This is a genomic window from Corallococcus sp. Z5C101001, from assembly GCF_007352635.1.
Classification (GTDB): Bacteria; Myxococcota; Myxococcia; order Myxococcales; family Myxococcaceae; genus Corallococcus; species Corallococcus silvisoli.
Window position 1 is genome coordinate 89201 of record NZ_VKLU01000002.1, and the last position, 25245, is coordinate 114445.

Annotated in this window: 22 protein-coding genes; 18 read left to right on the forward strand and 4 right to left on the reverse strand. The window is 69.9% G+C overall.

Annotation, left to right across the window (positions count from 1 at the left end; all coding sequences use genetic code 11):
- The first annotated feature begins 12 nt into the window (after positions 1 to 12).
- The 16 genes from FOF48_RS05985 to FOF48_RS06055 all read left to right on the forward strand — a co-directional run bounded on the left by FOF48_RS05985 (position 13) and on the right by FOF48_RS06055 (position 18122).
- Complete coding sequence (locus FOF48_RS05985) at positions 13 to 1419, forward strand: sigma-54 dependent transcriptional regulator (RefSeq protein ID WP_143899201.1); 1407 nt, start codon at positions 13 to 15, stop codon at positions 1417 to 1419.
- A 200-nt stretch (positions 1420 to 1619) separates the two neighbouring features.
- Complete coding sequence (gspC, locus tag FOF48_RS05990) at positions 1620 to 2534, forward strand: type II secretion system protein GspC (protein ID WP_186001803.1); 915 nt, start codon at positions 1620 to 1622, stop codon at positions 2532 to 2534.
- Between the two features lie 27 nt (positions 2535 to 2561).
- Positions 2562 to 5180 (forward strand): type II secretion system secretin GspD, encoded by a 2619-nt coding sequence (gene gspD / locus FOF48_RS05995; protein WP_143899203.1) that lies wholly within the window; start codon positions 2562 to 2564, stop codon positions 5178 to 5180.
- Positions 5181 to 5184: 4 nt separating this feature from the next.
- Complete coding sequence (gspE, locus tag FOF48_RS06000) at positions 5185 to 7011, forward strand: type II secretion system ATPase GspE (protein ID WP_143899204.1); 1827 nt, start codon at positions 5185 to 5187, stop codon at positions 7009 to 7011.
- Positions 7012 to 7017: 6 nt separating this feature from the next.
- Positions 7018 to 8274, forward strand: a complete 1257-nt coding sequence (gene gspF / locus FOF48_RS06005; RefSeq protein ID WP_143899205.1) for a type II secretion system inner membrane protein GspF — start codon at positions 7018 to 7020, stop codon at positions 8272 to 8274.
- 17 nt (positions 8275 to 8291) lie between these two features.
- Complete coding sequence (locus FOF48_RS36365; RefSeq protein WP_186001804.1) at positions 8292 to 8435, forward strand: hypothetical protein; 144 nt, start codon at positions 8292 to 8294, stop codon at positions 8433 to 8435.
- Positions 8436 to 8506: 71 nt separating this feature from the next.
- Positions 8507 to 8929 (forward strand): type II secretion system major pseudopilin GspG, encoded by a 423-nt coding sequence (gspG, locus tag FOF48_RS06010; RefSeq protein ID WP_143899206.1) that lies wholly within the window; start codon positions 8507 to 8509, stop codon positions 8927 to 8929.
- A 62-nt stretch (positions 8930 to 8991) separates the two neighbouring features.
- Positions 8992 to 9459, forward strand: coding sequence for a type II secretion system protein GspG (locus FOF48_RS06015; RefSeq protein ID WP_143899207.1), 468 nt, complete (start codon positions 8992 to 8994; stop codon positions 9457 to 9459).
- Positions 9456 to 10190, forward strand: coding sequence for a Tfp pilus assembly protein FimT/FimU (locus FOF48_RS06020; RefSeq protein ID WP_143899208.1), 735 nt, complete (start codon positions 9456 to 9458; stop codon positions 10188 to 10190). The genes FOF48_RS06015 and FOF48_RS06020 overlap by 4 nt, the downstream gene beginning before the upstream one ends.
- Positions 10187 to 11113, forward strand: a complete 927-nt coding sequence (locus FOF48_RS06025) for a prepilin-type N-terminal cleavage/methylation domain-containing protein (protein ID WP_143899209.1) — start codon at positions 10187 to 10189, stop codon at positions 11111 to 11113. The genes FOF48_RS06020 and FOF48_RS06025 overlap by 4 nt, the downstream gene beginning before the upstream one ends.
- Positions 11110 to 11784: a type II secretion system protein GspJ gene (locus FOF48_RS06030; protein WP_143899210.1), complete on the forward strand. Its 675-nt coding sequence runs from the start codon at positions 11110 to 11112 to the stop codon at positions 11782 to 11784. Before FOF48_RS06025 ends, FOF48_RS06030 begins: the two co-directional genes overlap by 4 nt.
- The gene (locus FOF48_RS06035; RefSeq protein WP_143899211.1) at positions 11784 to 13214 is read left to right on the forward strand and encodes a general secretion pathway protein GspK; all 1431 of its coding nucleotides are present in this window, start codon (positions 11784 to 11786) and stop codon (positions 13212 to 13214) included. Before FOF48_RS06030 ends, FOF48_RS06035 begins: the two co-directional genes overlap by 1 nt.
- Position 13215: 1 nt before the next feature.
- Positions 13216 to 14823: a pilus assembly protein PilM gene (gene pilM / locus FOF48_RS06040; protein ID WP_143899212.1), complete on the forward strand. Its 1608-nt coding sequence runs from the start codon at positions 13216 to 13218 to the stop codon at positions 14821 to 14823.
- Between the two features lies 1 nt (position 14824).
- Positions 14825 to 15382 carry a type II secretion system protein GspM gene (gene gspM / locus FOF48_RS06045; RefSeq protein ID WP_143899213.1) on the forward strand — a complete coding sequence of 186 codons (558 nt, stop codon included), beginning with the start codon at positions 14825 to 14827 and terminating at the stop codon, positions 15380 to 15382.
- A gap of 4 nt (positions 15383 to 15386) precedes the next feature.
- Entirely contained in the window at positions 15387 to 16367 is a 981-nt protein-coding gene (gene gspN, locus FOF48_RS06050) for a type II secretion system protein GspN (RefSeq protein WP_143899214.1), read from the forward strand.
- 123 nt (positions 16368 to 16490) lie between these two features.
- Entirely contained in the window at positions 16491 to 18122 is a 1632-nt protein-coding gene (locus FOF48_RS06055; RefSeq protein WP_143899215.1) for a sigma 54-interacting transcriptional regulator, read from the forward strand.
- A 24-nt stretch (positions 18123 to 18146) separates the two neighbouring features.
- Here FOF48_RS06055 and FOF48_RS06060 read toward each other — a convergent pair whose 3' ends face one another.
- Positions 18147 to 20090: an APC family permease gene (locus tag FOF48_RS06060; RefSeq protein WP_143899216.1), complete on the reverse strand. Its 1944-nt coding sequence runs from the start codon at positions 20088 to 20090 to the stop codon at positions 18147 to 18149.
- A 236-nt stretch (positions 20091 to 20326) separates the two neighbouring features.
- Here FOF48_RS06060 and FOF48_RS06065 point away from each other — a divergent pair, with 236 nt between their 5' ends.
- Entirely contained in the window at positions 20327 to 20842 is a 516-nt protein-coding gene (locus FOF48_RS06065; protein ID WP_143899217.1) for an RNA polymerase sigma factor, read from the forward strand.
- Between the two features lie 6 nt (positions 20843 to 20848).
- On the opposite strand, the gene FOF48_RS06070 is transcribed toward FOF48_RS06065, so the two are convergent.
- Together FOF48_RS06070 and FOF48_RS06075 are read right to left on the reverse strand one after the other, a co-directional pair.
- The gene (locus FOF48_RS06070; protein ID WP_143899218.1) at positions 20849 to 21502 is read right to left on the reverse strand and encodes a hypothetical protein; all 654 of its coding nucleotides are present in this window, start codon (positions 21500 to 21502) and stop codon (positions 20849 to 20851) included.
- A gap of 1 nt (position 21503) precedes the next feature.
- Positions 21504 to 23681 carry a S46 family peptidase gene (locus tag FOF48_RS06075; RefSeq protein ID WP_143899219.1) on the reverse strand — a complete coding sequence of 726 codons (2178 nt, stop codon included), beginning with the start codon at positions 23679 to 23681 and terminating at the stop codon, positions 21504 to 21506.
- Positions 23682 to 23803: 122 nt separating this feature from the next.
- Here FOF48_RS06075 and FOF48_RS06080 point away from each other — a divergent pair, with 122 nt between their 5' ends.
- Positions 23804 to 24541: a M50 family metallopeptidase gene (locus FOF48_RS06080; RefSeq protein WP_143899220.1), complete on the forward strand. Its 738-nt coding sequence runs from the start codon at positions 23804 to 23806 to the stop codon at positions 24539 to 24541.
- 26 nt (positions 24542 to 24567) lie between these two features.
- Here the strand turns inward: FOF48_RS06080 and FOF48_RS06085 are convergent, their stop codons facing one another.
- A complete protein-coding gene (locus FOF48_RS06085) occupies positions 24568 to 25227 on the reverse strand; it encodes an MBL fold metallo-hydrolase (protein ID WP_143899221.1) in 660 nt (219 codons plus the stop codon).
- Positions 25228 to 25245: the final 18 nt, after the last annotated feature.

Genomic DNA, 25245 nt, shown 5'->3' on the forward strand with positions numbered 1-25245 from the left:
CCCTGCACACCCATGACTTCTCCCACGGTCCTGGTCGTCGACGACGACCGCGCCAACCTCGATTCGGTCGCCCGCATCTTCCAGCGGGAAGGCTTCTCCACGCTGTCCGCCGCGCAGGGCACGGAGGCGCTGGAGCTGCTCCGGCGCTCCGAGGTCAGCGTCATGGTCACCGACCTGATGATGCCCGGCATGGACGGCCAGGAGCTGCTCAAGGCCAGCCGCGCCATCCGCCCGGACGTGGAGGTGGTCCTGATGACCGCCTACGGTACGGTGGAGACGGCCGTGGCCGCCATGAAGGATGGCGCCTACGACTTCATCACCAAGCCCCTCAAGCGCCACGCGCTGGTGAAGGCCGTGCAGAAGGCGCTGGAGAAGCAGGCGCTCGTCCAGGAGAACACCTCCCTCAAGGCGAAGCTCGCGGAGATCAACCCCGCGGGCGGGCGCGCCATGGTGGGGCAGTCCCCCGCGTTCCGCGCCATGCTGGACACCATCCGCCAGGCGGCGCCCTCCACCGCCACCGTGCTCTTGCTGGGTGAGTCCGGCACCGGCAAGGAGCTGGCCGCCCGCGCGCTGCATGAGCACTCCGCCCGGGCGAAGCAGTCCTTCGTCGCCGTCAACTGTGGCGCCATCCCGGAGAGCATCCTGGAGGCGGAGCTCTTCGGCGTGGAGCGGGGCGCGTACACGGGCGCCGTCAGCCGGCGCGAGGGCCGCTTCGAGCGCGCCCACGGCGGCACCCTCTTCCTCGACGAGGTGGGCGAGATGCCCCTCTCCGCCCAGGTGAAGCTGCTGCGCGTGCTCCAGGAGGGCGAGCTGGAGCGGCTGGGCGGCACGCAGACGGTGAAGGTGGACGTGCGGCTCGTCGCCGCCACCAACAAGGACCTCCAGAAGGAGGTGGCCGAAGGGCGCTTCCGCGAGGACCTCTACTACCGCCTCCACGTGGTGGAGATCCGCGTGCCCGCGCTCGCCTCGCGCCGCGAGGACATCCCGCTGCTGGCGGACGCGTTCCTGCGCCGCTTCGCCGCGAAGAACGGCAAGGTGCTGCGCGGCTTCTCGCCCGACGCCCTGGGCGTCCTGGAGAACTACGCGTGGCCCGGCAACGTGCGCGAGCTGGAGCACGCCGTGGAGCGCGCGGTGGTGCTGGCCAAGACGGACGTGCTGGAGGCCAGCGACCTGCCGGAGTCCGTGCGCAAGGGGCCCCTGGGCTCGGCCGGCCAGCTCGTCATCCCCATCGGGACGCCCATGGAGGAGATCGAGCGGCGGGTCATCCACGAGACCCTGCGCCACACCAAGGGCGACAAGACGCTCGCCGCCCGCCTGCTGGGCATCGCCGCGCGCACCATCTACCGCAAGCTGGAGCGCGAGCAGCTGGGCCCGGACGCCCCCCCGGTGCCCCCCTCCCCCCCCACCAGCGCGGACTGACAGGCCGTCACACCGGCCCCCGCCCGCTTTTGACAAATTGTCCGGACGCGTTGTCCCGGCCGCGCCCCGGGCCAGACCCGCGTCCTATTCCGAAATAATTCCGCGGACTTGGCCGTAAGTCCTGGGTTTCCCGCCCGCCCAGCGATGGCACCTGCCTTGCTCAAGGTCCGATGTGGGGCTGGCTTTCTCCCGGAAGCGTGATGGAACTCTTCTTTCGCAAGTACTTCTGGAGCGTGAACCTGTTGTTCATCCTGCTCGTCGCCTTGCTGGCGGCGCGCACGGTGAACCTGTTCGTCGAATCCTCCATCTCCCCTGCCCCCGCGTCGGAGGCCCCGGCGCGCGTCGCGCAGCGCACCCACGCCGCGGACAGCGGCCTGGCCTCCCTCGACGTGGAGCGGCTGTCGCGCCTCACGGGCGTGAAGCTGCCGGAGCCGGAGGTCGCGGTGAAGGAGCCGACGCCGCCGGAGTTCGACGCCAACGCCCCGCCGGCCAAGAGTGGCCTGCGGGTGAAGCTGCTGGGCACGCTCGTCGCCGCCAACCCGGACTGGTCGTTCGCGTCCATCCAGGACATGACCACGCAGCGCTCGCAGACGTACATGGTCGGCAACAACCTGATGGGCGCCACCATCATGGAGATCGAACGCGAGCGCGTGATCATCAACAACAACGGCCGGCGCGAGTTCATCGACGGGCAGCCCGGCGACGGCGCCGTCGCCGCCTACACCCCTCCGCCCGTCACCGCGCCCACCAACACCGCGCCCAACGGCCTGGGCAACGGCATCAAGTCCACCGGGGAGAACGAGTACGAAGTCCCCAAGGCCGAAATCGACAAGACGTTGAGCAACCTCAACGACGTGGCCATGCAGGCGCGCATCGTGCCCGCCTTCAAGGACGGCCAGGCCGTGGGCTTCAAGCTGTTCTCCATCCGCCCGGACTCCATCTATTCGAAGATTGGCGTCCAGAACGGTGACGTGATCCGCCGCATCAACGGCTTCGACCTGAACAGCCCCGAGAAGGCGTTGGAGGTGTACTCGAAGCTGAAGGACTCCTCCCGCATCGAGATCGAGATCGAGCGCAACGGCGCGCCGATCCGCAAATCCTACAACGTCCGTTAAACACCCCCGCTCCGCGCCCGCTCCTCCATGAAGACGACGCTCCCGTCCTGGATGCTCTGTCTGTGCCTCGCGCTCTCGGTCCCCGCGTGGGCCCAGCGCCGTCCCGCCCTGCCCAGTGCTCCGGCCGCCCAGGGCGACCGGACCATCACCCCGCAGGGCACCGCCGCCGCCCCGCCCCCCAGCACCAGCGCGCCTGAGAACCAGGGCCCGCGCCAGGTGCCTTCCTGCGAGGAGGCCCGGCGCCACGCGCGCTACGGCATCTACTTCGACAAGGTGGACATCGAGAAGCTCGTCCAGACCGTGTCGGACGCCACCTGCCGCACGTTCATCCTCCCGGAGAACGTGCGCGGGAAGATCTCCATCATCGGCCCGGAGAACGGCCGCGTGGAGGTGGACGCGGACTCGTTCTACTCCGCGTTCCTCGCCGCGCTCGACGCCAACGGCCTCGCCGTCTACCCGTACGGCCGCTTCCTGAAGATCGTCGACAAGCGCTCGGCGAAGCAGAACCCCATCCCGACCATCGTGGACGACGAGACGCCGTACACGACGAACGAGCAGATGGTCACCAAGCTGTTCAAGATCAAGTACGTGGAGGTGGAGCCGCTGCGCGGCGTCCTCCAGCAGCTCGTGTCCAAGGACGGCGACACCATCCCGTACCCGCCGGACACCATCATCGTCAACGACGTGGGCTCCAACATCCACCGCCTGGAGCGCCTCATCAACCAGCTGGACAGCCGCTCCTCCAGCGACGAGATGCGCATCATCCAGGTGCAGTACGCCACCGCCCAGGACGTGGCCAACACCATCCAGAAGCTCTTCGAGGCCAAGTCCGGCGCGGGCGGCCGCGCGGGCCAGCGCCCCGGCAACTTCACCCAGGGCATCCCCGGACAGCCCCCTGGCGAGGGCGTGGCCTCCGGCGGCACGGACACCGGCGGCGCCGCGACGCTGTCGCAGATCATCCCGGACGAGCGCACCAACAAGCTCATCGTCGTGGCCAGCCCCGCCGCCTTCGGCCGCATCCAGGACCTGGTGCGTGAAATCGACATCCCGTCCGGCAGCGGCAACAAGATCAACGTCTACCCGCTGGAGAACGCCAACTCGGAGGAGCTGGCCAGCACGCTCCAGTCGCTCGCGCAGGGCACCGCCAACCGCCCCCAGCGCGTCCCCATCCCGAACCAGCCGCAGGGCGTGCCGCGCGGGCCCACCCAGGCCGCGGAGCTGTTCAGCGGCGAGGTGAAGATCTCCGCGGACAAGGGCACCAACTCGCTGGTCATCGTCGCCAGCCAGGCGGACTACAAGAACATCGTCCAGATCATCCAGCAGCTGGATCAGCCGCGCCGCCAGGTGTTCGTGGAGGCGGTCATCATGGAAGTGAACCTGGACCGCAACAGCGAGTTCGGCGTCAACTTCCACCAGGGCTTCAGCCTCAAGACGGACAACGGCCCCATCCCCGGCATCTTCGGCACCAACTACTCCGGCAGCGGCGCGCCCCCGTCCTTCTCGCTGGCGGGCCTGGCCGGCATGGGCGGCTTCCTCGCCGGCATCCAGGGCCCCGTCCTCCCGGGGCTCAAGAGCCTGGGCATCGACATCCCGGCCTTCGGCGTGGTGCTCAACGCGATGCAGGCGTCGTCGGACGTGAACGTGCTCTCCACGCCGCATTTGCTCACCAGCGACAACGAGGAGGCGGAGATCACGGTGGGCCAGAACGTGCCCTTCCAGTCCGGCTTCTCCCCGTCCAGCCTGGGCAGCTCGCTGGGCGGCACCGGCACCGCCGCCGGCGGCCTCACCCCGTCGCTGCTGGGCTCGCTGGGAGGCCTGGGGTCGCTGTACGCGCCCATCACCCGCCAGAACGTGGAGCTGAAGCTCACCGTCAAGCCGCAGATCAACGAGAGCGACTTCATCCGCCTGGTCATCACGGAGCAGACGGAGGAGATCGCCTCGACGGACCCCGTGCTGGGCCCCACCACGTCGAAGCGCAGCGCGAAGACGACCGTCATCGCCAAGGACATGGAGACGGTCGTCATCGGCGGCATCATGCAGGACCGCACCCTGGAGTCCGTCTCCAAGGTGCCGGTGCTGGGTGACATCCCGCTCCTGGGCCACCTGTTCCGCGACACCACGCGCCGCAAGACCAAGACGAACCTGCTGCTGTTCCTGACGCCCTACATCATCCGGAGCCAGGACGACTTCCGGCGCATCTTCGAGCGCAAGATGAAGGAGCGTCAGCAGTTCGTGGAGCAGTTCTACGGCCAGGTGCCCGGCTACGACGTGGCGGTGGACTTCAGCCGCAAGCCCGGCCCGCTGTCGCGCATGAACCAGGCCGTCCTCAAGGAAGAGCAGCGCGTGGAGAACGGCGGCAGCGGCACGTCCAACGACCGCGTCATCCGTCCGGTGGGCAGCCCGTCGCCGGCCGGTGGTCCGCCCGCCTCCTCGTCCCATGCCCAGCCTGGCGGGCAGGCGCCCGCCACGCCGAACGGGGCCGCCCACTCCCCCGAGGGCGGGCAGGCTCCGCGAAATACCGAGGCGCCAGCGGGGGGTTCAGACAGATCAGTGCCCGCGACGCCCGCGACGCAACCCGAGGTGACGGCGCCCACTCCGGACGCCAACCCGGAGAGGCTGCGAATCCAGCCGGGAAACGGGGAGTAAACCCATGGACCTGACCGCCGACCCCACGACCCTCCAAGCCTCCGCCGCGACACCCGACGTGGCCGGCGGCCGCAACGACGCCACCCAGGTCGTCGCCCACGGGCAGGCGTACCTGTGTGGCCGGCCGCTCGGGGAGATCCTCCGCGCGCTCGTGCCGGCCCTCACGCCGGAGAAGATCCAGGAGGCGCTCGCCGCGCAGCAGGAGAAGGGCGGCCGGCTGGGTGAGATCCTGGTGGGCATGAAGGCGGTCAGCGACGAGGACGTGGCGCGCGCCCTGGGCCACCAGCTGGACCTGCCCTACCTCCAGCGCATCTTCACGGAGGAAGTGGACGCGGAGCTGGTCAAGCGCATCCCCATCAACTTCGCGCGCCAGACGCAGCTGCTGCCGCTGTCCGTGGAGGGCGACGAGGTCGTCCTCGCGGTGGCGGATCCGCTGGACACCACCTCCCTGGACCACGCGCGGCTGCTGCTGGGCCAGGGCATCCAGCCCCGCATCGCGATGGCGTCCACCATCGTGGACGCCATCAACAGCGTGTACGACCGCTCCGTCAACGAGGCCGAAGCGCTCGTGGACGAGATGGAGACCACGGAGGACCTGGACTCGCTGGCGCACGAGCTGGAGGAGCCCAAGGACCTGCTCGACGCGGATGACGAAGCCCCGGTCATCCGGCTGGTCAACTCCGTGCTCTTCCGCGCGGCCAAGGAGCGGGCGAGCGACATCCACATCGAACCCATGGAGCGCGAGCTCCTGGTGCGCTTCCGCATCGACGGCGTGCTCCAGGAGGTCATCAAGCCGCCCAAGCGCTACCAGAACTCCATCATCGCGCGCGTGAAGGTGATGGGGCAGCTCAACATCGCGGAGAAGCGCCTGCCGCAGGACGGTCGCATCCGCATCAAGCTCGCGGGCCGCGACATCGACATCCGTCTGTCCACCACGCCCACGTCGTTCGGCGAGCGCATCGTCATGCGTCTGCTCGACAAGACGGCGACGCTGCTGGACCTGGCGGAGATCGGCATGAGCCAGCAGGTGCTGGGCAACATGGAGTCCGTCATCAAGCGCTCGCACGGCATCGTCCTGGTGACGGGCCCCACGGGCTCCGGCAAGACGACCACGCTCTACGGCGCGCTCTCCAAGATCAACACGCCCGACCTCAACATCCTCACCGTCGAGGACCCGGTCGAATACCAGCTCAAGGGCATTGGCCAGATGGCCATCGCCCCGAAGATCGGCCTGACGTTCGCGCAAGGCCTGCGCTCCTTCCTGCGCCAGGATCCGGACGTCATCATGGTCGGTGAGATCCGCGACAAGGAGACGGCGGAGATCGCCATCCAGGCGTCCCTCACGGGCCACCTGGTGCTCTCCACGGTGCACACCAACGACGCGGCCGGCGCCGTCACCCGTCTGGTGGACATGGGCGTGCAGCCCTTCCTGGTGGCGTCGTCGCTCACCGGCATCCTCGCCCAGCGCCTCGTGCGCCGGGTGTGCCCGGACTGCCGGCAGGCCTACACGCCCACGGACGCGGACCTGAAGGAGCTCGGCTTCACGGTCAAGAGCTTCAAGGAGCGCTTCAACACCGACCGCATCTACAAGGCGGTGGGCTGCCCGTCTTGCAACCGCAACGGCTACCGAGGCCGCTCCGGCATCTACGAGTTCCTCTTCGTGGACGACGACGTGCGCCAGCTGGTGTTGAAGAACGTGGACGCATCCACCATCAAGAAGTCCGCGCTCGCCAAGGGCATGATCACGCTCCTGGACGACGGCGTGCGGAAGATCGCCCTGGGCGAGACGACCATCGCCGAGGTCCTGAGCATCACGCAGGAGGACATCTAGTCCGCCATGCCCGTCTTCGAATACAGAGGCCTTGATTCCCACGGCAAGCAGAAGAAGGGCTTGCTGGAGGCGGACTCACCCAAGACGCTGCGCTCCAAGCTGCGCGCGGACGGCATCTTCCTGACCGACGTGCTCGGGCAGGCGGAGGGCAGCCGCGCGGGCGTGTCCAAGGGCGCCAACGCGGCGCTCGTGGCGCGCGACGTGGACCTGCGCAAGCTGGCGGGCGGCCGGGTCAGCACCGAGGACGTCGCCATCCTCACCCGCCAGCTCGCGACCCTGCTGGGCGCGGGCGTCACCATCGTGGACTCGCTCAACGCGCTGGTGGACCAGGCGGAGAAGGAGCGGCTCAAGCGCGCCCTCTCCGACATCAAGCAGCGCGTGAACGAAGGCTCGTCCCTGGCGGACGCGTTCAGCCAGCACCCGAAGATCTTCCCCAGCATCTACATCAACATGGTGCGCGCGGGTGAGGCCTCCGGCGCGCTGGACACCGTGCTGCTGCGCCTGGCGGACTTCACGGAGAACCAGGCCAAGCTGCAGCAGAAGATCATCGGCACCATGCTCTACCCCGCCATCATGCTGCTGGTCGGCGGCGGAATCCTGGTGCTGCTGATGGTGTTTGTCGTCCCGAAGGTCACGAAGATCTTCGAAACGATGAAGGCCACCCTGCCGTTGAACACGCGCATCCTCATTGGCGCGTCCAACTTCATGCAGGCCTGGTGGTTCCTGGTGATTCCGTCCATCGTGGCGGGCTTCGTCTTCTTCATGCGCTGGACGAAGAGCCCCAAGGGCAAGCCGAAGTGGGACCGCTTCACCCTCAAGGCGCCCATCTTCGGCAGCCTCGTGCGCCTGTTGGCCATCTCCCGCTTCGCGCGCACGCTGTCCACGCTGCTCAAGAGCGGCGTGCCCATGCTGGCCGCGCTGGACATCGTCAAGGCGGTGATGACGAACTCGGTGCTGGCGGACGCGGTGGAGAACGCCCGCGAGTCCATCCGCGAGGGCGAGAGCATCGCCACCCCCCTCAAGCGGTCCGGCCAGTTCCCGCCGCTCGTGTACCACATGGTCGCCATCGGTGAGAAATCCGGCCAGCTGGAGGACATGCTCCTGTCGGTGGCGGACTCCTATGAAACGCAGGTGAACGTGCGCATCGGCGCGCTCACCAGCCTCCTGGAGCCCATGCTCATCGTGGTGATGGGCGTGATGATTGCATTCGTCGCGCTCTCCATCCTGATGCCGATTCTCCAGGTGAACACGGCCATCCATTAGGTGGAGGGAGTCCGACGATGAACGACACGCTCGACCGGTGGATCCAGCGCGTCACGCTGATGGGGCTCCTGGCCCTGGCCGCCACGCTGGCGACGGTGGGGGCCACCCTCTACACCCACCGGGAGCCGCCTCCCGCCTCCGGGCGTGGCGCTCCTCCCTGAAACCTTCTGACATCCCGACACACCCATGACGCGGTGGCCTGCCAGAAAGTCACCCGAAAGTGAGTGAAGACATGACGACGAACACGCACACGAAGAAGCAGCAGCGCCGCCGCAACCGCGGCATGACCCTGATCGAGATCATGGTGGTCATCACCATCCTCGGGCTCATCGCCGCCGCGGTGGGCGTGGCCGTCATCCCGAAGCTGGAAGAGGCCAAGCAGGACACCGCGCGCCTGGACATCCGCAACATCCAGAGCGCGATGAAGCTCTACTACACGAAGAAGGGCTCCTACCCGGACACCGCCACGGGCCTCAAGGCGCTGGTGGACACCCAGAACCTGGAGCGCATGCCCATGGACCCCTGGGGCCGCGAGTACGTGTACATGAACGAGGGCGGCAAGCCGGTCATCACCAGCTACGGCGCCGACGGCAACCCGGGCGGCGAGGGCTCCGACGCCGACATCTCCTCCAAGGACCAGAACGCGAAGAAGTAGGTCGCGTCCCGTTTCCTGGAGCAAGGCCGCGCCTCCCGCGTGTTGTCGTAGGAATGCCCGAGATGACTCCCGAGCACACTTCCTCTCCGACGTCCGCGCGCGAGGCGCGCTCCGTCTCCGGTGGGCCTCCTCGCGCCCGCTCCACGCGCCTGGGCCGGCTGCTGCTCCTGGGCGTGTTCGGCGGCGCCAGCGTGCTCGCCTTCGCGCTGGTGTGGGCCACCGAGGACAACACCCTCACCCCGACCCAGCGCCAGGCGCGCGAGCAGATCCGCCGCCTGGAGGGCTACTTCAAGGCCTACCACCGGCTGATGGGCTTCTTCCCCAGCCAGGCGCAGGGCTTCACCCCGCTCATCGCCTCCAAGGTGCTGGACGCGCCGCCCATCGACCCGTGGGGCCATCCGTATGTCTACCGGATGGAGGGCAAGACGGGGGCCGTGCTGTCCCTCGGCTCCGACGGCAAGCCCGGCGGCACCGGTGACGCCGCGGACATCTTCAGCGGCGGCATCGTGGCACAGGAGGTGCAGCCATGACGTCCGCCATGCGCCCCCTGCCCGCCCGCCGCCGCCGCGCCCCCCGCGGCCTCACGCTGATTGAGATCTCCATCGCGCTGGCCATCGCGGCGGTGATGTTCGCCGCGGTGACGGTGGGCATCGGCGCGCTCACCGGCGCCAAGGCGAAGGGCTCCGCCACGGAGCTCGCGGGCGTCATCCGGTCGCTGTACGACTCGGCGGCGCTCAGCGGCAAGACGTGCAGGCTGGTGTTTGAAATCCCCGACCCGAAGCGCGAGGAGGCCACGCGCTACCACGCGGAATGCGCCGCGGGCGGCATCACCACCTCGCGCGACCGGGACGCGGTGCTCCGCGACGACAAGCGCAACCGCGAGAAGGCCGCGCGCGCCGGCAACAACGGCGGCGACACGCGCAAGAACTACACGCGCTCCGACAACTCCCAGCCGTCCGCGCAGGAGCTGATGGACGAGGAGAAGGCCCGCATCGAGTCCCTGTCCACCTTCTCCACCTACACCGCGGAGGAGATCACCCCGCGCGAGCTGCCGGCGGGTGTGGCGGTGTCGGTGTGGACGCGGCAACAGCGGGAGCCCGTGGAGAGCGGCGTGGCCTATCTCTACTTCTTCCCGCAGGGGTACACGGAGAAGGCCATGGTGTTCCTGCGCCAGGGCGACAACGCGTGGACCCTGGACGTGTCACCCCTGACAGGCAAGGTGAACATCGCATCCGAGGCCCTGGAGGTGCCCCGCTCATGAGACATCCCAAGCAGCGGCCCCTGGGCTTCACCCTGCTGGAGACGATGGTGGCCCTGGCCATCCTCAGCGTCGCGCTGATGGCCATCTTCGACCTCAACTCCGGCGCGGTGGCCAACCACGTCTACACCAAGCGGCTCACCGTGGCGTCGCTCCTGGCCCGCTCGAAGATGACGGACCTGGAGCAGAAGCTCTACGACGACGGCTTCGACGCCGACGACGACGAACAGTCCGGGGACTTCTCCGACGACGGCTGGCCCCAGTTCAAGTGGCGCGCGCGCATCATCGCGCCCAAGACGGACGGCGTGACGCCGGATCAGCTCATCGGCGCCATCTTCAACCTGCCCATGGGCGGCGGCGACTCCAGCGACCCCATGGGGGGCCTGGCGGGCCTCTTCGGCGGCGGCGGCAGCTCCGGCAAGGGCAGCACGCCCCCCGGCGGCACCACCACCTCCAGCCCCATGGGCGCCTCCGCCATGAGCATGGCGCAGCCCATGTTCACGCAGATGGTGGACCAGCTCACCAAGTCCGTCCGCGAGGTGCACCTCACCGTGTACTGGAAGGAAGGCACCCAGGTGGAGAGCCTGGACGTGGTGACGCACGTGGTCTCCCTGGGGCCCGGCGGCGACCGCAACGGCGGCTTCACGCCCAACGCGGGCTCCACGGCGGGCGCGGAGAACCAGTGGGTGGATGAGAACGGCCGCGTGGTGGACAACCCCATCCCCGGCCCCAACGGGCAGATGCTGGACCCGAACACGCGCCGGCCGCTGCGCAACCGCGCGCAGGTGCTCAACGAGCTCAACGGCGCGGCCGGCCAGCAGCAGCCAGGCAACGGCGGCTTCAACCCGCGCCCGCCGGGCGGCATCTTTGGCGGCGGGGGCCGGGGCACCTTCCCGGGCCTGCCGGGACGTGGAGGCATCCAATGAAGCGACGCGTCCGTGGCTTCACGCTGATGGAGGTGATGGTGGCGGTCTCCATCACCGCGCTGATGGGCACCGTCGTCGCCCTGGCGTTCCAGACGGGCATCAACGCCAAGGAAGTGGTGGAGGGCGAAGCGGAGCGCTACCGCATGGTGCGCGTGTCGCTCAACCGCATGGCGCGCGAGGTGGGCTCCGCCTTCGTGAGCGACCGGTATGACCTGCGCCGCTTCCGCGACCAGAACGACCGGCCCACCAACTTCATCGGTGAGCGCGACAAGCTGACCTTCACCACGTTCTCGCACCAGCGCCTGTACACGGACGTGAAGGAGTCCGACCAGGCGGTGGTGGAGTACTTCGTGGAGAACTCCACCGAGCGGGGCGCCCGGCAGCGCTTGGATTTGAAGCGCCGGGAGGACCCCAACGTGGGCGACCGGATGGACCGGGGCGGCACCACGGACGTGCTCTTCGAAGGCGTCAAGGGCGTGGAGTTCGCCTACTGGGATTCGGAGAAGAAGGAGTGGGACGACGAATGGGATACGCGGCGCACGGAGAAGAAGTCCATCCTCCCCACGCGCGTGCGGATCACCGTCATCGCCCTGGATGAGTCGGGCAAGGAGGCGCGCTACACCACGCAGACGCGCATCCTGCTCAACACGGAACTGCCGAGGTTCAACTGATGCCCTTCCCCTACTTCCAGCAGGCGTCCCGCCGGCGTGGCGGGGCGCGGACCTCCCTTCCCCAGGCGCCGGGCGCGGCCAGCCCCGGCCGTCGCCGGGACAAGCGCTCGCGCGGCGTGGCGCTCATCATCGCGCTCGTCTCCATCGCGCTGCTCACGGTGGTGGCCACCGAGTTCGCGTACAACAGCCGGGTGGACCTGCAGCTCGCCTCCAACCAGCGCGACGAAGTGCGCGCCTACTACATGGCCCGCTCCGGCATCGCGCTGGGGCGGCTGCTCTTGCGCTTCCAGAAGCAGGTGGACCAGACGCCCATCCCCAACCTCTCGGGCCTCATGAACATGATACCGGGCCTCGCGGGCGGCGGGGCCAAGGGACAGGCCGGCGCGCAGAACTTCCAGCCGCAGTCGCTCAACATCCAGCTCTGGAAGCTGGCGCGGGTGGACTGCCACATGCTCAAGGGGCTGGTGAAGAGCGACGGCGCCCAGGGCGTGGACGGCCGCCCCGTGGAGACGGACCCGGTGCAGGTGGACCCGAAGTTCAAGATGGACGACGGGGACGAGAGCCCGGGCGCGGCCACGCAGGTGGCGGCGCAGATGCAGCGCCGCTCCTTCGGCGGCTTCGACGGGTGCTTCCTCGCCACCATCAGCGACGAGGAGGAGAAGCTCAACGTCATGCGCCTGAACACGGGCGGCGCGGAGGCGCAGGCCACCGCGGCGCGCATGCTGGACATGTTCGCCGACAAGCGCTTCGAGTTCCTCTGGCAGCAGGACGACGCGAATCACGTTCGCTCCACGCCGCAGGACACCGTCATCGCGCTGAAGGACTGGGCGGACGAGGACACCACCCAGTCCAGCTTCAACCCCAAGGACCCGACGAACCCGTTCGTCTCCGGCTTCGCGGACGAGGGTTCCCCGTACAGCCGCTACCAGCCGCGCTATGAAGTGAAGAACGCCCGCTTCGACAGCCTGGACGAGCTGTACCGGGTGCACGGCGTCAACGACCGCTTCATGGCGGCCTTCCGCGACCGGCTCACGGTGTACCCGGACATCAACTCCAAGCCGAACATCAACACGGACGACCCCATCATGCTGGGGCTGGCCATCATGTCCGCCGCGGACCCCAACCGGCCGGATCCCCGGCTGACGGATCCGGTGTTCCTCAACGAGCTCATCAGCCGCATCCGCGCCGCGCGCATGTTCAACTTCTTCGGCATGTCGGTGTCGGACTTCGTGGGCGTGGTGGAGCAGGCCGGCATCGCGGTCAATCCGCTCATCAAGGGCAACGTCCAGCAGAACCGCTACCTGGGCGACAAGAGCAAGACATTCACCATCAAGTCCGTGGGAGAAGCGGGCAGCGTCCAGAAGACGCTCACCGCCGTCATCCGCCTGGACGACGGGCTGGGCAAGCTCGTGTATTACAGAGAGGAATAGCATGGCCCGCATTCTTGGCCTGGACCTGGGCAGCCACTCCGTGAAGGGGGTGGTGCTCACCTCCGGAGCGAAAAGCCACACCACGCAGGCGTACGCCGAAGTGCGCCGCGCGCAGGAAGGCGAGCGCGCGGAGACGCTGCGCGCCGCGGTGGAGGAGCTGCTCGGGAAGATGCCCGAAGGGCACGTGGACCAGGTCGTCATCGCCCTGCCCGGACCGTCCCTCACCACGCACGCGGTGAGCCTGCCCTTCTCCGACAGCAAGCGCGTGGAGGCGACGCTGCCCTTCGAGGTCGGCAGCCAGCTGCCCTTCGACATCTCGGAGGTCGTCTACGACTACCAGGTGGTCGGCCAGCGGGACACCCCCGGCAAGGACAAGGCCGCGGACCTGCTGGTGGGCGTGGTGAAGAAGCAGGAGCTCCAGGAGCTGCTGGCGCTGCTGGGCGGCCTCCAGTTGGATCCGCGCGTCATCACCCACCCCGCGCTCGCGTACCAGAACCTCTTCACCCAGCTGCCCGGCCTCTTCGAGAGCGCGGGCGAGGGCGGCTCGGTGGCGGTGGTGGACATTGGCCATGAGCGCACGGCGGTGGCCATCGGACAGCCGGGCAAGGGCGTGGAGTTCGCGCGCACCTTCGCGGGGGGCGGACGCGACCTGACGCGCGCGCTCGCGACCGAGTTCCAGACGACGCTGCCGGAGGCGCACGCGTGGAAGGAGGCGCACGGGGCGCTGGCCAGCGCGGCCCACGGCCCGGACGCCGAGCGCGCCGCGAACGCGTTCGTGCGCGGCCTGCAGCCGGTGCTCCGCGAGCTGCGCCCGTCCTTCAAGTCCTTCACCGCGCGCACCCGCCGGCAGGTCTCCGCGGTGGTGCTGTGCGGCGGCACCGCGCGGATGCCGGGCCTGGCGGAGCAGCTGTCCAAGGACCTGAACCTGCCCGTGCGCGTGCTGGCGCTGCCGGCGGACACCTCCACGTTGATTGGCGCGGCGGAGGCGCCCACGGCCGCGCAGGCGTTCGCGCTGGCGATGCGCGGCAACGCGGCCGGGGTCCGGGCGCCGCGCTTCAACCTGCGCCGGGGCGAGTTCTCCTTCAAGGGCGGCTACGACTACGTGAAGGACCGGCTGGGGCTGCTGGCCTCCTTCGCCGTGACGCTGCTGCTGCTGCTCATCGCCTTCGGGGTGGTGCGCAACACGGTGCTCTCCCGCCGCGAGGCGGAGGTGGACGCGGTGCTCTGCAAGACGACCCAGCGCATCCTGGGTACGTGCGAGCAGAACTACGACCGCGCCCTCAACATGCTCAAGGGCGTGGAGAGCCCCGCCGCGGCGCTGCCCACGATGTCCGCCGTGAACCTGCTGGCGGAGGTCACCCAGCGCATTCCGCCGGAGGTGCCGGTGAAGTTCGACCGCATCCAGGTGGACCTGGACCGCATCATGCTCCAGGGGGAGACGGACAGCTCCAAGCAGATCGACACGCTCTCCGCCGCCTTGAAGGGCCACCGCTGCTTCAAGGACGTGAAGGAGGGCAAGGTGGAGAAGACGCGCGACGGGCAGAAGGTGACCTTCCGCCTGGACGTGCAGGTGCAGTGCCCCGGCGAGCCAAAGGGGGGGGAGACCTGACATGGGAAAGCTTCGGGAAATCTTCGCGCCGCTCCAGACGTGGTTCGAGCGGCTGAGCGACCGCGAGCGCAAGCTCGTGGCGATCGCCGGCTCCGCGGTCCTGGTGTTCGTCCTCTTCGTCACGCTCTTCAGCTTCGCCAACAGCGCGCAGGGCTACCGCCGGCGCACGCAGGACAAGCTGGCGAAGCTGCAGGAGGTCCAGGCCCTGGCCATCAGCTACGGCCAGGCCCAGGCGGAGCGCCAGAGCGTGGAGCAGCAGCTGACGCAGAGCAACGTGCGGCTCATCACGTACATTGAAGACAAGGCCACCGCCGCCGGCCTCACCGTCCCCAACATGACGCCCAAGGGCGACGTGGGCGTGGGGGATGGGAAGATCATCGAGAGCTCCGTGGAGCTGACGTTCACGGACGTGGACCTGCGCAAGCTGACGGACTTCCTGCGCACGGTGGAGACGGGCCCGGGCATCGTGAAGGTGAAGTACCTGCGCGTGGAGCCCCGGCCCGCCACGGACACCCTGACGGCCTGGACCACCGTCGCCACCTACCGGATGAAGCAATAGCCCTATGGCCTCCGAAACGAAGACCGCCCGCTGGAAGCTCATCCTCGGCTACACCGCGTTCGCCCTGGTGGCGTTCGTCCTCTGCCTGATGTTCACCTTCCCGTACGACGCGGTCCGCTCGCGGCTGGTGACGGAAGCCGCGGCCCAGGGGCTCGCGGTGCGCATTGGCGGTCTGAGGCCCGGCCTGTCCGGCGTCACCGCCACCAACGTGCGCGTGAGCAAGCCCCCCTCGCCGCTGGGTGCGGACGCCGTGGCGGCGCTCGCCCGGGGCGAGTCCGGCGGCATGGGCCCCGACGAGCTGGGTGAAGCGCTCACCTTCGACAGCGTGGCGCTGCGCCCGTCCCTCTTTCCGCCCGGCGTGGTGCTGAAGCTCAAGGGCATGGGCGGCACGGTGAACGTCCACGTGGGCGGCCTGAGCGGCACGGCGCTGGACGTGGACGTGGACGGAGTGCAGGCGGGCGGCGGCAACCTGCCCGCGTACACCGGCGTGGACATGGAGGGCACCGTGAACGCGAAGGTGTCGCTCCAGGCGCCCGGCACGATGGTGCGCGGCCAACCGGTGGACTGGTCCCAGGCGACGGGCACCGTGGTGATGGACACCCAGGGGCTCACCATCAAGGGCGGCAAGGCGGCCATCCCCATGGGGGGCGGCCCGGCGATGCCCATGGACCTGCCGCGCGTGCTGCTGGGCGAGCTGAAGGGCGACATCCAGTTCGACAAGGGCCTGGGCACGGTGCGGGACCTGAACCTCAAGAGCGAGGACCTGGAGGGTTCGGGCACCGGCACGGTGAAGCTGGGCCGGAGGCTGGAGTACAGCGAGCTGGCGCTCGACGTGCGGCTGAAGTTCGAGCAGGCCTTCCAGCAGCGCCTGGGGCCCCTGGCGCTCGCGGTGAACATGCTGCCGGCGGACCGGGACAACCCGGGTTGGCGCGGCGGCCGGCTCACCGGCATGGTGGGCAGCCCGCGCTTCGCGCCCAAACACTAGGCAGGTCCACGGGGGTCGGTTTCGGCCCTCCCCTTGTATCGCCCCCCTGGGTTGAAGCCCGCGCATGCGCCGTGTAAAGCGCTGCGCGCGGCCCCCTTCCGGGGGTCCTGGGAGAGGTTGGGAATGCCGGAGCTGGTCTTCTTCCGTCGAGGCGAGGAAGTGCTGCGGGTGGCGGTGGACCGGGCGCGGTTGGTGCTCGGTCGGGGTGACTCGAGCGACGTGGCCATTCCGGATCCGGAGGTGAGCCGCCTGCAGGCGGCCCTCCTGTGGGATGGCCAGACGTGCCGGGTGGAGGACCTGTCCGGCAAGGGCACCAAGGTCGCGGGCGCGTCGGTGGAGCGCGCGGAGCTGCCCGACGGCGCGGACATCGAGCTGGGCCAGTGGCGCGCGGTGTTCCGCCAGCACGGCGCCAGCGAGAACGCGGACGCGGCCACCGAGGCGGGCCACTCCACCGCCGTGCAGGGTCGGGACGCGCAGCGCTGGCAGGCGGCGCAGGTGCGGGTGAAGCAGGGCACCTCGGAGGCCGTGCACCGGCTCACCGGCGACAGCTTCACGGTGGGCAAGGACGCGGGAAACGACCTGGTGCTCCAGGACCGGTTCATCTCCGGCCGGCACCTCAAGGTGACGCGCAAGGACGGCGTCTTCCACGTCGTGGACCTGCGCTCCACCAACGGCACGTGGCTGGGCCCGGTGCGCCTCTTCGAGGCGGAGGTCACGCTGCCCACCTCGCTGCGCGTGGGCGAGGCGGAGCTCATCCTGGAGGCGGTGCCCTCCACGAAGAAGGAGGCCACGACCTTCCACGGCATCCTTGGGAGCGATCCGGCGGTGCGGCAGCTGGCGGACCTCATCCAGCGCGTGGCTCCGTCCACCGCCGCCGTCACCATCCTGGGCGAGTCCGGAACGGGCAAGGAGCTGGTGGCGAACGCGCTGCACGCGTGCTCGCCGCGCGCGAACCGGCCGCTCATCCCGGTCAACTGCGCGGCCATCTCCAAGGAGCTGATTGAGAGCGAGCTGTTCGGCCACGAGAAGGGCGCCTTCACCGGCTCCGTGGGCGCGCGCAAGGGCGCCTTCGAGGAGGCGGACGGCGGCACCCTCTTCCTGGATGAGATTGGCGAGCTGCCGTTGGACCTCCAGGCCAAGCTGCTGCGCGCGCTGGAGAGCGGCGAGATCAAGCGCGTGGGCGCGAGCCGCCCCCTACACGTGGACGTGCGCGTCGTGGCGGCCACCAACCGGGACCTGCTGGCGGCGGCGCGCGAGGGCCGCTTCCGCGAGGACCTCTACTACCGCCTGTGCGTCGTCCCGTTGCACCTGCCGCCCCTGCGCAGCCGCCGGGGGGACGTGGTGGCGCTGGCGGAGCACTTCGTGCGCGCGTTCGCCCCTCGCGGGCAGGTCGTGCGCTTCACCCCGTCCGCGCTGGACAGGCTCCAGCAACACGCCTGGCCGGGCAACATCCGCGAGCTGCGCAACGTGGTGCACCGCGCGCTGCTCCTGCGCAAGGGGCCGTCCATCGACGCGAGCGACCTGTCCTTCGACCAGGAGGTCAACCGCGAGACGGGCATCACCGTGCCGGAGCTGCCGCCGGGCATGACGCTGGAGCAGATGCTGGAGAAGCTGGAGCGGCAGATCATCGAAACCGCGCTGCGCCGCTTCAACAACAACCGCGAGCGCGTGGCCCGTGAGCTGGGCCTCGCGCGCTCCACCCTCTTCAAGCGCCTGAAGGACTGGGGCCTGACGAAGCAGGACGAACAGGAGTAGCGCCGGCCCGCGTCCGCCCCGGCGTCAGCCGTCGTCGGGGTGCGCGGAGTCGGCCCACGCTGAATGCGGCGCGGGGTGCTCCGGCGTGCGCAGGTACCAGGGCACGCTGACCACCACCAGGCGCCGCTCGCCGGACAGGAGCAGCGCGCTGCGCAGCAGCTCCGAGCGGCGGCCGTACAGCATGGCGCGGTACCAGCGCTTCTCCAGCAGCTCCGGCAGCACGATGGCGACGGTGCGTCCGGGGGTCTCCGCGAGCAGCGAGTCCAGGTAGTCCAGCAGCGGCCACACCACCGCGCGGTAGGGCGACGACACGTGCACGAGCGGCGGAGGCCGGCGGCCGGCCTCCAGCAGCGGCCCCTGGACGAAGTGCTGCCACTGCGAGTCCAGCGCGTCCTCGTCGGTGTCGCCGCTGCAGATGTGCACCGCGCGCACGTCGTCGCTCAGCTCCAGCGCGAAGCGCAGCGCCGTCTCCGACGCGTGCGACCAGCGGTCCACCGGCACCACCGCGACGAACGGCGGCCCCGGTGTCAGGTGCAGGGGCCGCTTCAGCTCCGACGCCCGCCGCGTGCGCAGGTAGGCCGCGTGGATGCGCGACAGCAGCACGATGCCCACCGGGATGATGACGAACGCGGCCCAGCCGCCGTGCGTGAACTTGGACACGCCCACGATGACCAGGGTGATGGCCGTCATCACCGCGCCCGCGCCGTTGAGCGCGCGGCGCCACTGCCAGCCCTCGCCCCGGTGGCGGTTCCAGTGCATCACCATGCCCGCCTGCGACAGCGTGAACGCCATCAGCGCGCCAATGGCGAACAGGGGAATCAGCCGGTCGGTGATGCCCTTGCAGGCGATGAGCAGGAGGGCCGCCAGCCCTGACAAGGTGAGGATGCCGCGCGACAGGGCCAGCCTGCGGCCCCGGTGCGCGAAGCCCGGCGGCAGGTAGCGCTCGTGCGCCAGCACCTGGCAGACGAGCGGGAAGCCCGCGTAGCTGGTGTTCGCGGACAGCGCGAGCACGCAGAGGATGGCGCCCATGGCCACGTAGTAGAAGGCGCCGCGCCCCATCACCGCCGCGATGAGCTGCGACAGCACGGTCTGGTAGTGGGCGCCCGTGGGGTCCGTCGCGCCCACGCCATAGACCCGGCACAGCAACGCGATGCCCAGCAGCATCGTGACCAGGATGCCGACGATGAGGCCCAGCGTGACGCGCGCGCGGCGGATGGCCGGGTCGCGGAAGATGGGGACCGCGTTGCTGATGGCCTCCACGCCCGTCATCGCCGTGCAGCCGCTGGCGAAGGCGCGGAGGATGAGCCACGCCCCCACGGGCGCGGCGGGCACGACCAGGGGCGGCGGGGCCTGCACGGGCGTCGCGTGGCCCAGGAGCAGCTTGATGAGGCCCACGCCCAGCACCAGGCCCAGCGACCCGATGAAGAACCACGTGGGCACGACGAACACGGCCCCCGCCTCGCTCACGCCGCGCAGGTTGACCAGCGTGAGCAGCGCCAGCACGCCCAGGGTGATGGGCAGGATGTGGGGCTCGAGCACGGGGAACGCGGACACCAGGGCGCCCGTGCCGGCGGAGATGCCCACGGCCACGTTGAGCATGTAGTCCAGCATCAACGCCGTGGCGGCCAGCAGCCCCGCCCCGCGCCCCAGGTTCTGCCGCGCGACGGTGTACGCCCCGCCGCCGCTCGGGTACGCCGCGATGGTCTGCGCGTACGAGCCCGCGACGACCATCAGGAGCCCGACGATGGCGGCCGTGATGGGCAGGAGCAGCCACAGGCCCGCGGCCCCCAGCGGGCGCAGCACGGTGAGGGCGGCCTCCGGGCCGTACGCGGCGGAGGACAGCGCGTCCAGCCCGAGCAGCGCCACGCCGGTGAGGACCCCCGTCTTCTCCTGTCTCGCCTGGGCGCTGGTGAGCGGGCGCCCCAGGAGCAGGTCCATGGCGCCACTGCCCTCCCGGCGCCGGGGCATGAACGGCCTCCTGCTTCCCACGTTGGCCAGCTGAGCCATGGCGCCTCCCTGGTCCGGAAGGTGCGCACCGGCTGTGCATGCGGGAACACAGGGCCCGGCTCCGTGGATGGGTGCCGGTGGGGCCGTCAGGGGACGGGACGGCCCGGGGCCCCTCCCTCCGGTGCGACGCACTCCAGGGCCATAGACCGTTTCACGCCCCCATTCGTTCCAGGGGAAGACACAGGAGACCGTCCGCCATGGGCCCGCACGCCGCCGTCCTCGCCTTCCCCACCCTGAATGACCTGTACGCCCAGCACCGCTCCCGGGCGCTGGCCATCGCCCGGCGCATCGTGGGCGACACCGACGACGCGGAGGACGTGGTCCAGGACGTCTTCCTGCGCCTGTCACGGCAGCCTCCGGGGCTGGACGGGCGGGCGACCTGGACCACGTGGCTGCACCGGGTGATGGTGAACAGCAGCATCAACTGGCTGCGCGCGCGCCGGCGCCGGGAGCGGCTGACGCACGCCCCCCAGGAGCTGGTGTCCCCGGAAGCGCACGCCGTGGGCACCCAGATGCAGCGCCACTTCCATGAAGCGCTGGAGGAGGTGAACCCCCAGCAGCGCCAGGTGCTCTACCTGCGCGAGGTGCGCGGCCTGGGCTCCGCGGAGATCGCCCGGCTCCTGCGCATCCCGGAGGGCACGGTGAAGAGCGCCCTGCACCGGGGCCGCCAGCGCGCCCTCACCGTGATGGAGGAGCGCGGCCAGCGTCCCTGAGACGGACTACTCGTCGCCCTTGCTGCCCACGAACTGATCCCCCTTCTCCTTGAAGAGGAGGTTGAAGCTGGTGAGCGAGCCGTAGACGCGGGTGATGTAGCCCTGCATCTCCGCCTTCTCCGCGTCCGTGAGCTTCGGGTGGGCATTGAGCTTCTGCTCCAGCACGCGGATGCGGTCGCGCACCATCGTGACCTTGTGGAACAGGTTGTCGATGGGCAGGTCCTTCGCCTGGAGCTCCGGGTTGCCCGGCACGAGCCGCACCGTGCCGCCCTCCCACTTTCCCGCGAGCGGCGGGTCGCTGAGGCCCGCGGCCTCCCGGAAGATGTCCATCAGCTCTTCGCGCGTCATGTTCAGCCCTTCCAGGTCCACCACGGCATGGGGATCCGCGCGGTGGCGCACCACCACGGGGGCCACGCTCCGCACCGTGCGGGTTCGCGTGCTCGAGGCCACGGGCGCCGGGGCGGCGGAGCCCCGGGGCGCGTACTTGTCACAGATGGGGGCGGAGGGCGGGAACATGCCGCGCGAGTTCTGCAGGCGGCACGGCCCCACCCATCCCCGGTGATCCACGGAGTGCGGACTCCAGAGCTTGCAGTTGCCGCACACCCGTTCGTCGGGACGGAAGGTGGGAAGTGGTGGAGACCCCTCACCCGCGTCCGACATGTCAGCGCATCTCCTTCGCCACCGGCGGGCCCTTGCGGATGTTGAGCTCGCGCAGCAGCGCGTCCGCGTCCTCGACCTGGTCGAGGTTCCACAGCAGGTAGCGCACGTCCACGTTGACGTTCCGGGCCACGTCCGGATTGTAGCCGAAATCGTTCGCGACGTTCTCCCACACGCGGTCGAAGTTCACGCCCACCAGCTCGCCCTTGCCGTTCACCGTGGGGCTGCCGGAGTTGCCGCCGGTGGTGTCCGCGTCCGACAGGAAGTCCACCGGCACGTCCTTCAGCCGGGGGTCCGCCCAGGCGCCGAACTTCTTCGCCTCCGCGGCCGCGCGCACCTTCTCTGGCGCGTTGAAGGGCTCCTCGCCGGTGTGCTTCTGGAGCATGCCCGACAGCGTCGTCTGCGGCAGGTACAGCGCGCCGTCGCGCGGCGTGTAGCCCTGCACCTTGGCGAACGTCACGCGCAGCGTGCTGTTGGCGTCCGGCGCGATGGGCTTGCCCGCCTGGGCCATCACCGCCTTGCGCCAGGCCGGCCGCAGGCGCGACGCGGCACCCTGGCGACGGTCGCGCGTGTCATCCAGCGCGGCCTGCTCCTTCGCCAGCGCCATGCCGAACGCCAGCATCGGGTCCTGGCGCGCGGCGAGCTGCGCGACGGACTCGTCCGCCATCTTCATCCGCTCCGCCTGGGTGAGGACCTTCGTGCCCGCGTAGAGCGCGTCGATCTTCGCGGCGACGTCCTTCTCCGAATAGGTCGCGCCAAAGACGGCGTCCACGGACGCGATGCGCTCGTCCGGCTTGAGCGCCTGCGCGCGCTTCACGAACGCGTGGAGGAGCACCTTGTCCGCGGCGAGGAAGAGGTTCTTCTGCTCGCGCTCCAGGCGGTCCTTGATGCGCGGCAGCTCGCGGTCCATGTACTCCGGGCGGCGCTCCAGGTCTGGCTTCGCGCGCTCCATGGCCAGCCGCGACACGGACGTGGCCAGCGCGGGCCCGCGCGCCAGGCGCCCGGACATGCCGAGCAGGAACTCGCGCTCGAAGGTCTTCCCGGCCGCCTGCTGTTCGGTGAGCAGCGCCTCCCGGGCCTTGAGGGCGTCGCCCCACTTCGCGGGGGCCTTCTGGGCCCAGGCGACGGTGGCGGCCTCGGTGTCGCGCTGCTTCGTCACGATGTGGCCGCGCTGGAGGCCCGCGAGCTGGCCGCCCGCGTTCTTGTAGACGTTGTGCAGGCCCTTGAGCTGCGAGGCCACGGCGATCTTCCCGGCCGGATCCTTCTCACCCTCGGCCTCCAGGATGCGGATGGCCTCGCCCAGCACGTCGCGGATGCGCGGGTAGTAGCGCGCCTGGCGCTCCGCCATCTCCTCCGCGAGCAGCGTGCGGTAGGTGCTCCCCGGGTAGCCCAGCACCATCACGAAGTCGCCCGGCTTCACGCCCTGGGTGGACAGCGGGAAGAAGAACTCCGCCTTGTAGGGCACGTTCTTCTCGCTGTACGCGGCGGAGGTCCCGTCCGGCGCGGTGTACGCGCGGATGATGGAGAAGTCACCGGTGTGGCGGGGCCACATCCAGTTGTCCTCCTCGCCGCCGTACTCACCCACCGCGCGCGGCGGCGCGTAGACGAGCCGCACGTCCTGCAGCTCCACGGCGTCCACCAGCGTGTAGTTCACGCCGCCATCGAAGGTGGCGACCTGGCAGCGGGTGGCGGGGCGCTTCTCGCACTCGGCGACCAGCTCCTTCTGCTTGCGGTCGATGGCCTTGTAGCGCGCGAGGTCGTCCGCGCCCTGCGGCACGGCGGCGTTGATCTCCGCCGTCACGTCCTTGAAGCCGCGCGGCACCTGCACCCGGGCTCCCTTGCCCGGAAGCTCCTCGGCCGGGCTCTTGGCGAGGAAGCCGTCGGTGATGAGGTCCTTCTGGGGGGAGCTGTGCTCCTGGATGATGGAGAAGGCGCAGTGGTGGTTGGTGATGATCAGGCCGGAGGCGGAGATGAACGACCCGGAGCAGCCGCCGGTGTTCACCGTGCCCGCCAGCAGGCCCGTGCCGCGCTTGGGGTCCCACAGCTTGTTGGGCGGCAGCTGGAGGCCCTGGGCCTTGAGCCAGGCGGGACTCAGCTCCAGCACCTGCTGGGGGGTCCACTTCCCTTCCCCGGCGAGCGCCGGGGCAGCCACGAGACAGAGGAGAAGGAGCGTCTTCTTCATGGTGTCCCCTCCCTACTCCGTCCGGTGCCCGGGCGCGACCGTTCCGGTGTCCGCGGCGGGCGTTTTCACGGAAGATGGAACGCGCTTGGATGTTCCGGTGTCCAGGCAGGAGGGGACCAGTGATGCGGACCGCGAGCGGAGCGACCCTGGATTTCGGACGGCTGGCGCTGCTCCTCCTGTTGATGGGGGCATCCTGGTACTTCTGGTATTCGCCGGTGCTGTGGCCGGTGAAGGTGCTGGTGGTGATGATGCACGAAAGCGGGCATGCCATCGCCACGCTGCTGGTGGGGGGCTCGGTGGACCGGGTGCACCTCCAGGTGAACGAGGGCGGAAGCTGCCTGTCCCGCCTGCCGCCCGGGGTGTTCAACCGCGTCATCGTGTCATCGGCGGGCTACCTGGGCAGCGCGGTGGCGGGGGCGGCGCTGATGCTGGCCACGTTCCGCTTCCGGCTGGGCCGCGCGGTGATGGGCGCGGCGTCGGTGTGGCTGGCGGTGATGGGCTTCTTCTACGCGGGGGACCTGTTCACGCTGGCGTTCTGCCTGGGCATGGCGCTGGCCATGGGACTGGGCGCGCGCTTCCTGCCCACCGGGCTGGTGGACGCGCTCAACCTGTTCCTCGCGGCCTTCACGGCGCTCTACGTCGTGTTCGATCTGCGGGACGACCTGTGGAACAGCGCGGTGCGCGCCCAGAGCGACGCGGGCATCCTCGCGAGCGAGACGTGGGTGCCGTCCATCGTCTGGGCGGCGCTGTGGACGCTGCTGTCGCTGGTGCTGCTGGGCGTGTCCGCGTACTGGGCCATGCACGCGAAGCCGGCCAGCGGCGTGAAGATGCCGCCCGTGGCCCGCGCCCGGCGGGTGTGAGCCGGCCCCTCCAGCCCCGCGTCACGTCACTTGCGCGGCCGCATGCGGAAGGCCACGAAGGACGCCATGTCCGGGAAGCCGAAGTACGGGTTCTTCTGACGCACGGCCTCCATGCCCGCCACCGGCACGTCCGCGTAGTCGTGCCCGGGGAACAGCCGCGCCGAGTCCGGCACCTTCAGCAGCACCTGTGACAGCGAACGGTACATGTCCTCCGGGTTGCTGCCCGGCAGGTCGCACCGGCCACAGCCGTTGATGAAGACCGTGTCCCCGGACACCAGCGCGTCCTCCGCCAGCAGGCAGTGCGATCCCGGCGTGTGCCCGGGCGTGTGCAGCGCCTGGAACGTGCGCGCGCCCACGGGCACCGCGTCTCCCGCCCTCAGCGGGCGCAGCGCGTCGCCGCCCCACGTGCGCAGCTCGCGTGAAAAGGCCACCTCCTCCGCCTGCGCGTACACCGGCACGTCATGGCGCGACAGCAGCTCCGCCAGGCCGTTGATGTGGTCGCCATGGCAGTGGGACACGAACGCGCCCACCACGCGCTTGCCGTCCTGGGCCACCGCCGCCTCGATGGCCGGCACATCCCAGGCGGGATCCACCACCACCACCTCCGGCCCGTCCACAGGCCCCACGAGGTAGACGAAGTTGTCCATGGGTCCCAGCTTCAGCTGGCGTACGTACGGCGTAGGCATGGTTGTCCTCCGGTCGAC

Excerpts from the sequence above, each read along its gene's own strand:
- FOF48_RS05985 (WP_143899201.1), top strand. The coding sequence starts at position 13 with ATGACTTCTCCCACGGTCCTGGTCGTCGACGACGACCGCGCCAACCTC.
- gspC (WP_186001803.1), top strand. The coding sequence starts at position 1,620 with ATGGAACTCTTCTTTCGCAAGTACTTCTGGAGCGTGAACCTGTTGTTC.
- gspD (WP_143899203.1), top strand. The coding sequence starts at position 2,562 with ATGAAGACGACGCTCCCGTCCTGGATGCTCTGTCTGTGCCTCGCGCTC.
- gspE (WP_143899204.1), top strand. The coding sequence starts at position 5,185 with ATGGACCTGACCGCCGACCCCACGACCCTCCAAGCCTCCGCCGCGACA.
- gspF (WP_143899205.1), top strand. The coding sequence starts at position 7,018 with ATGCCCGTCTTCGAATACAGAGGCCTTGATTCCCACGGCAAGCAGAAG.
- FOF48_RS36365 (WP_186001804.1), top strand. The coding sequence starts at position 8,292 with ATGAACGACACGCTCGACCGGTGGATCCAGCGCGTCACGCTGATGGGG.
- gspG (WP_143899206.1), top strand. The coding sequence starts at position 8,507 with ATGACGACGAACACGCACACGAAGAAGCAGCAGCGCCGCCGCAACCGC.
- FOF48_RS06015 (WP_143899207.1), top strand. The coding sequence starts at position 8,992 with ATGACTCCCGAGCACACTTCCTCTCCGACGTCCGCGCGCGAGGCGCGC.
- FOF48_RS06020 (WP_143899208.1), top strand. The coding sequence starts at position 9,456 with ATGACGTCCGCCATGCGCCCCCTGCCCGCCCGCCGCCGCCGCGCCCCC.
- FOF48_RS06025 (WP_143899209.1), top strand. The coding sequence starts at position 10,187 with ATGAGACATCCCAAGCAGCGGCCCCTGGGCTTCACCCTGCTGGAGACG.
- FOF48_RS06030 (WP_143899210.1), top strand. The coding sequence starts at position 11,110 with ATGAAGCGACGCGTCCGTGGCTTCACGCTGATGGAGGTGATGGTGGCG.
- FOF48_RS06035 (WP_143899211.1), top strand. The coding sequence starts at position 11,784 with ATGCCCTTCCCCTACTTCCAGCAGGCGTCCCGCCGGCGTGGCGGGGCG.
- pilM (WP_143899212.1), top strand. The coding sequence starts at position 13,216 with ATGGCCCGCATTCTTGGCCTGGACCTGGGCAGCCACTCCGTGAAGGGG.
- gspM (WP_143899213.1), top strand. The coding sequence starts at position 14,825 with ATGGGAAAGCTTCGGGAAATCTTCGCGCCGCTCCAGACGTGGTTCGAG.
- gspN (WP_143899214.1), top strand. The coding sequence starts at position 15,387 with ATGGCCTCCGAAACGAAGACCGCCCGCTGGAAGCTCATCCTCGGCTAC.
- FOF48_RS06055 (WP_143899215.1), top strand. The coding sequence starts at position 16,491 with ATGCCGGAGCTGGTCTTCTTCCGTCGAGGCGAGGAAGTGCTGCGGGTG.
- FOF48_RS06060 (WP_143899216.1), bottom strand. The coding sequence starts at position 20,090 with ATGCCCCGGCGCCGGGAGGGCAGTGGCGCCATGGACCTGCTCCTGGGG.
- FOF48_RS06065 (WP_143899217.1), top strand. The coding sequence starts at position 20,327 with ATGGGCCCGCACGCCGCCGTCCTCGCCTTCCCCACCCTGAATGACCTG.
- FOF48_RS06070 (WP_143899218.1), bottom strand. The coding sequence starts at position 21,502 with ATGTCGGACGCGGGTGAGGGGTCTCCACCACTTCCCACCTTCCGTCCC.
- FOF48_RS06075 (WP_143899219.1), bottom strand. The coding sequence starts at position 23,681 with ATGAAGAAGACGCTCCTTCTCCTCTGTCTCGTGGCTGCCCCGGCGCTC.
- FOF48_RS06080 (WP_143899220.1), top strand. The coding sequence starts at position 23,804 with ATGCGGACCGCGAGCGGAGCGACCCTGGATTTCGGACGGCTGGCGCTG.
- FOF48_RS06085 (WP_143899221.1), bottom strand. The coding sequence starts at position 25,227 with ATGCCTACGCCGTACGTACGCCAGCTGAAGCTGGGACCCATGGACAAC.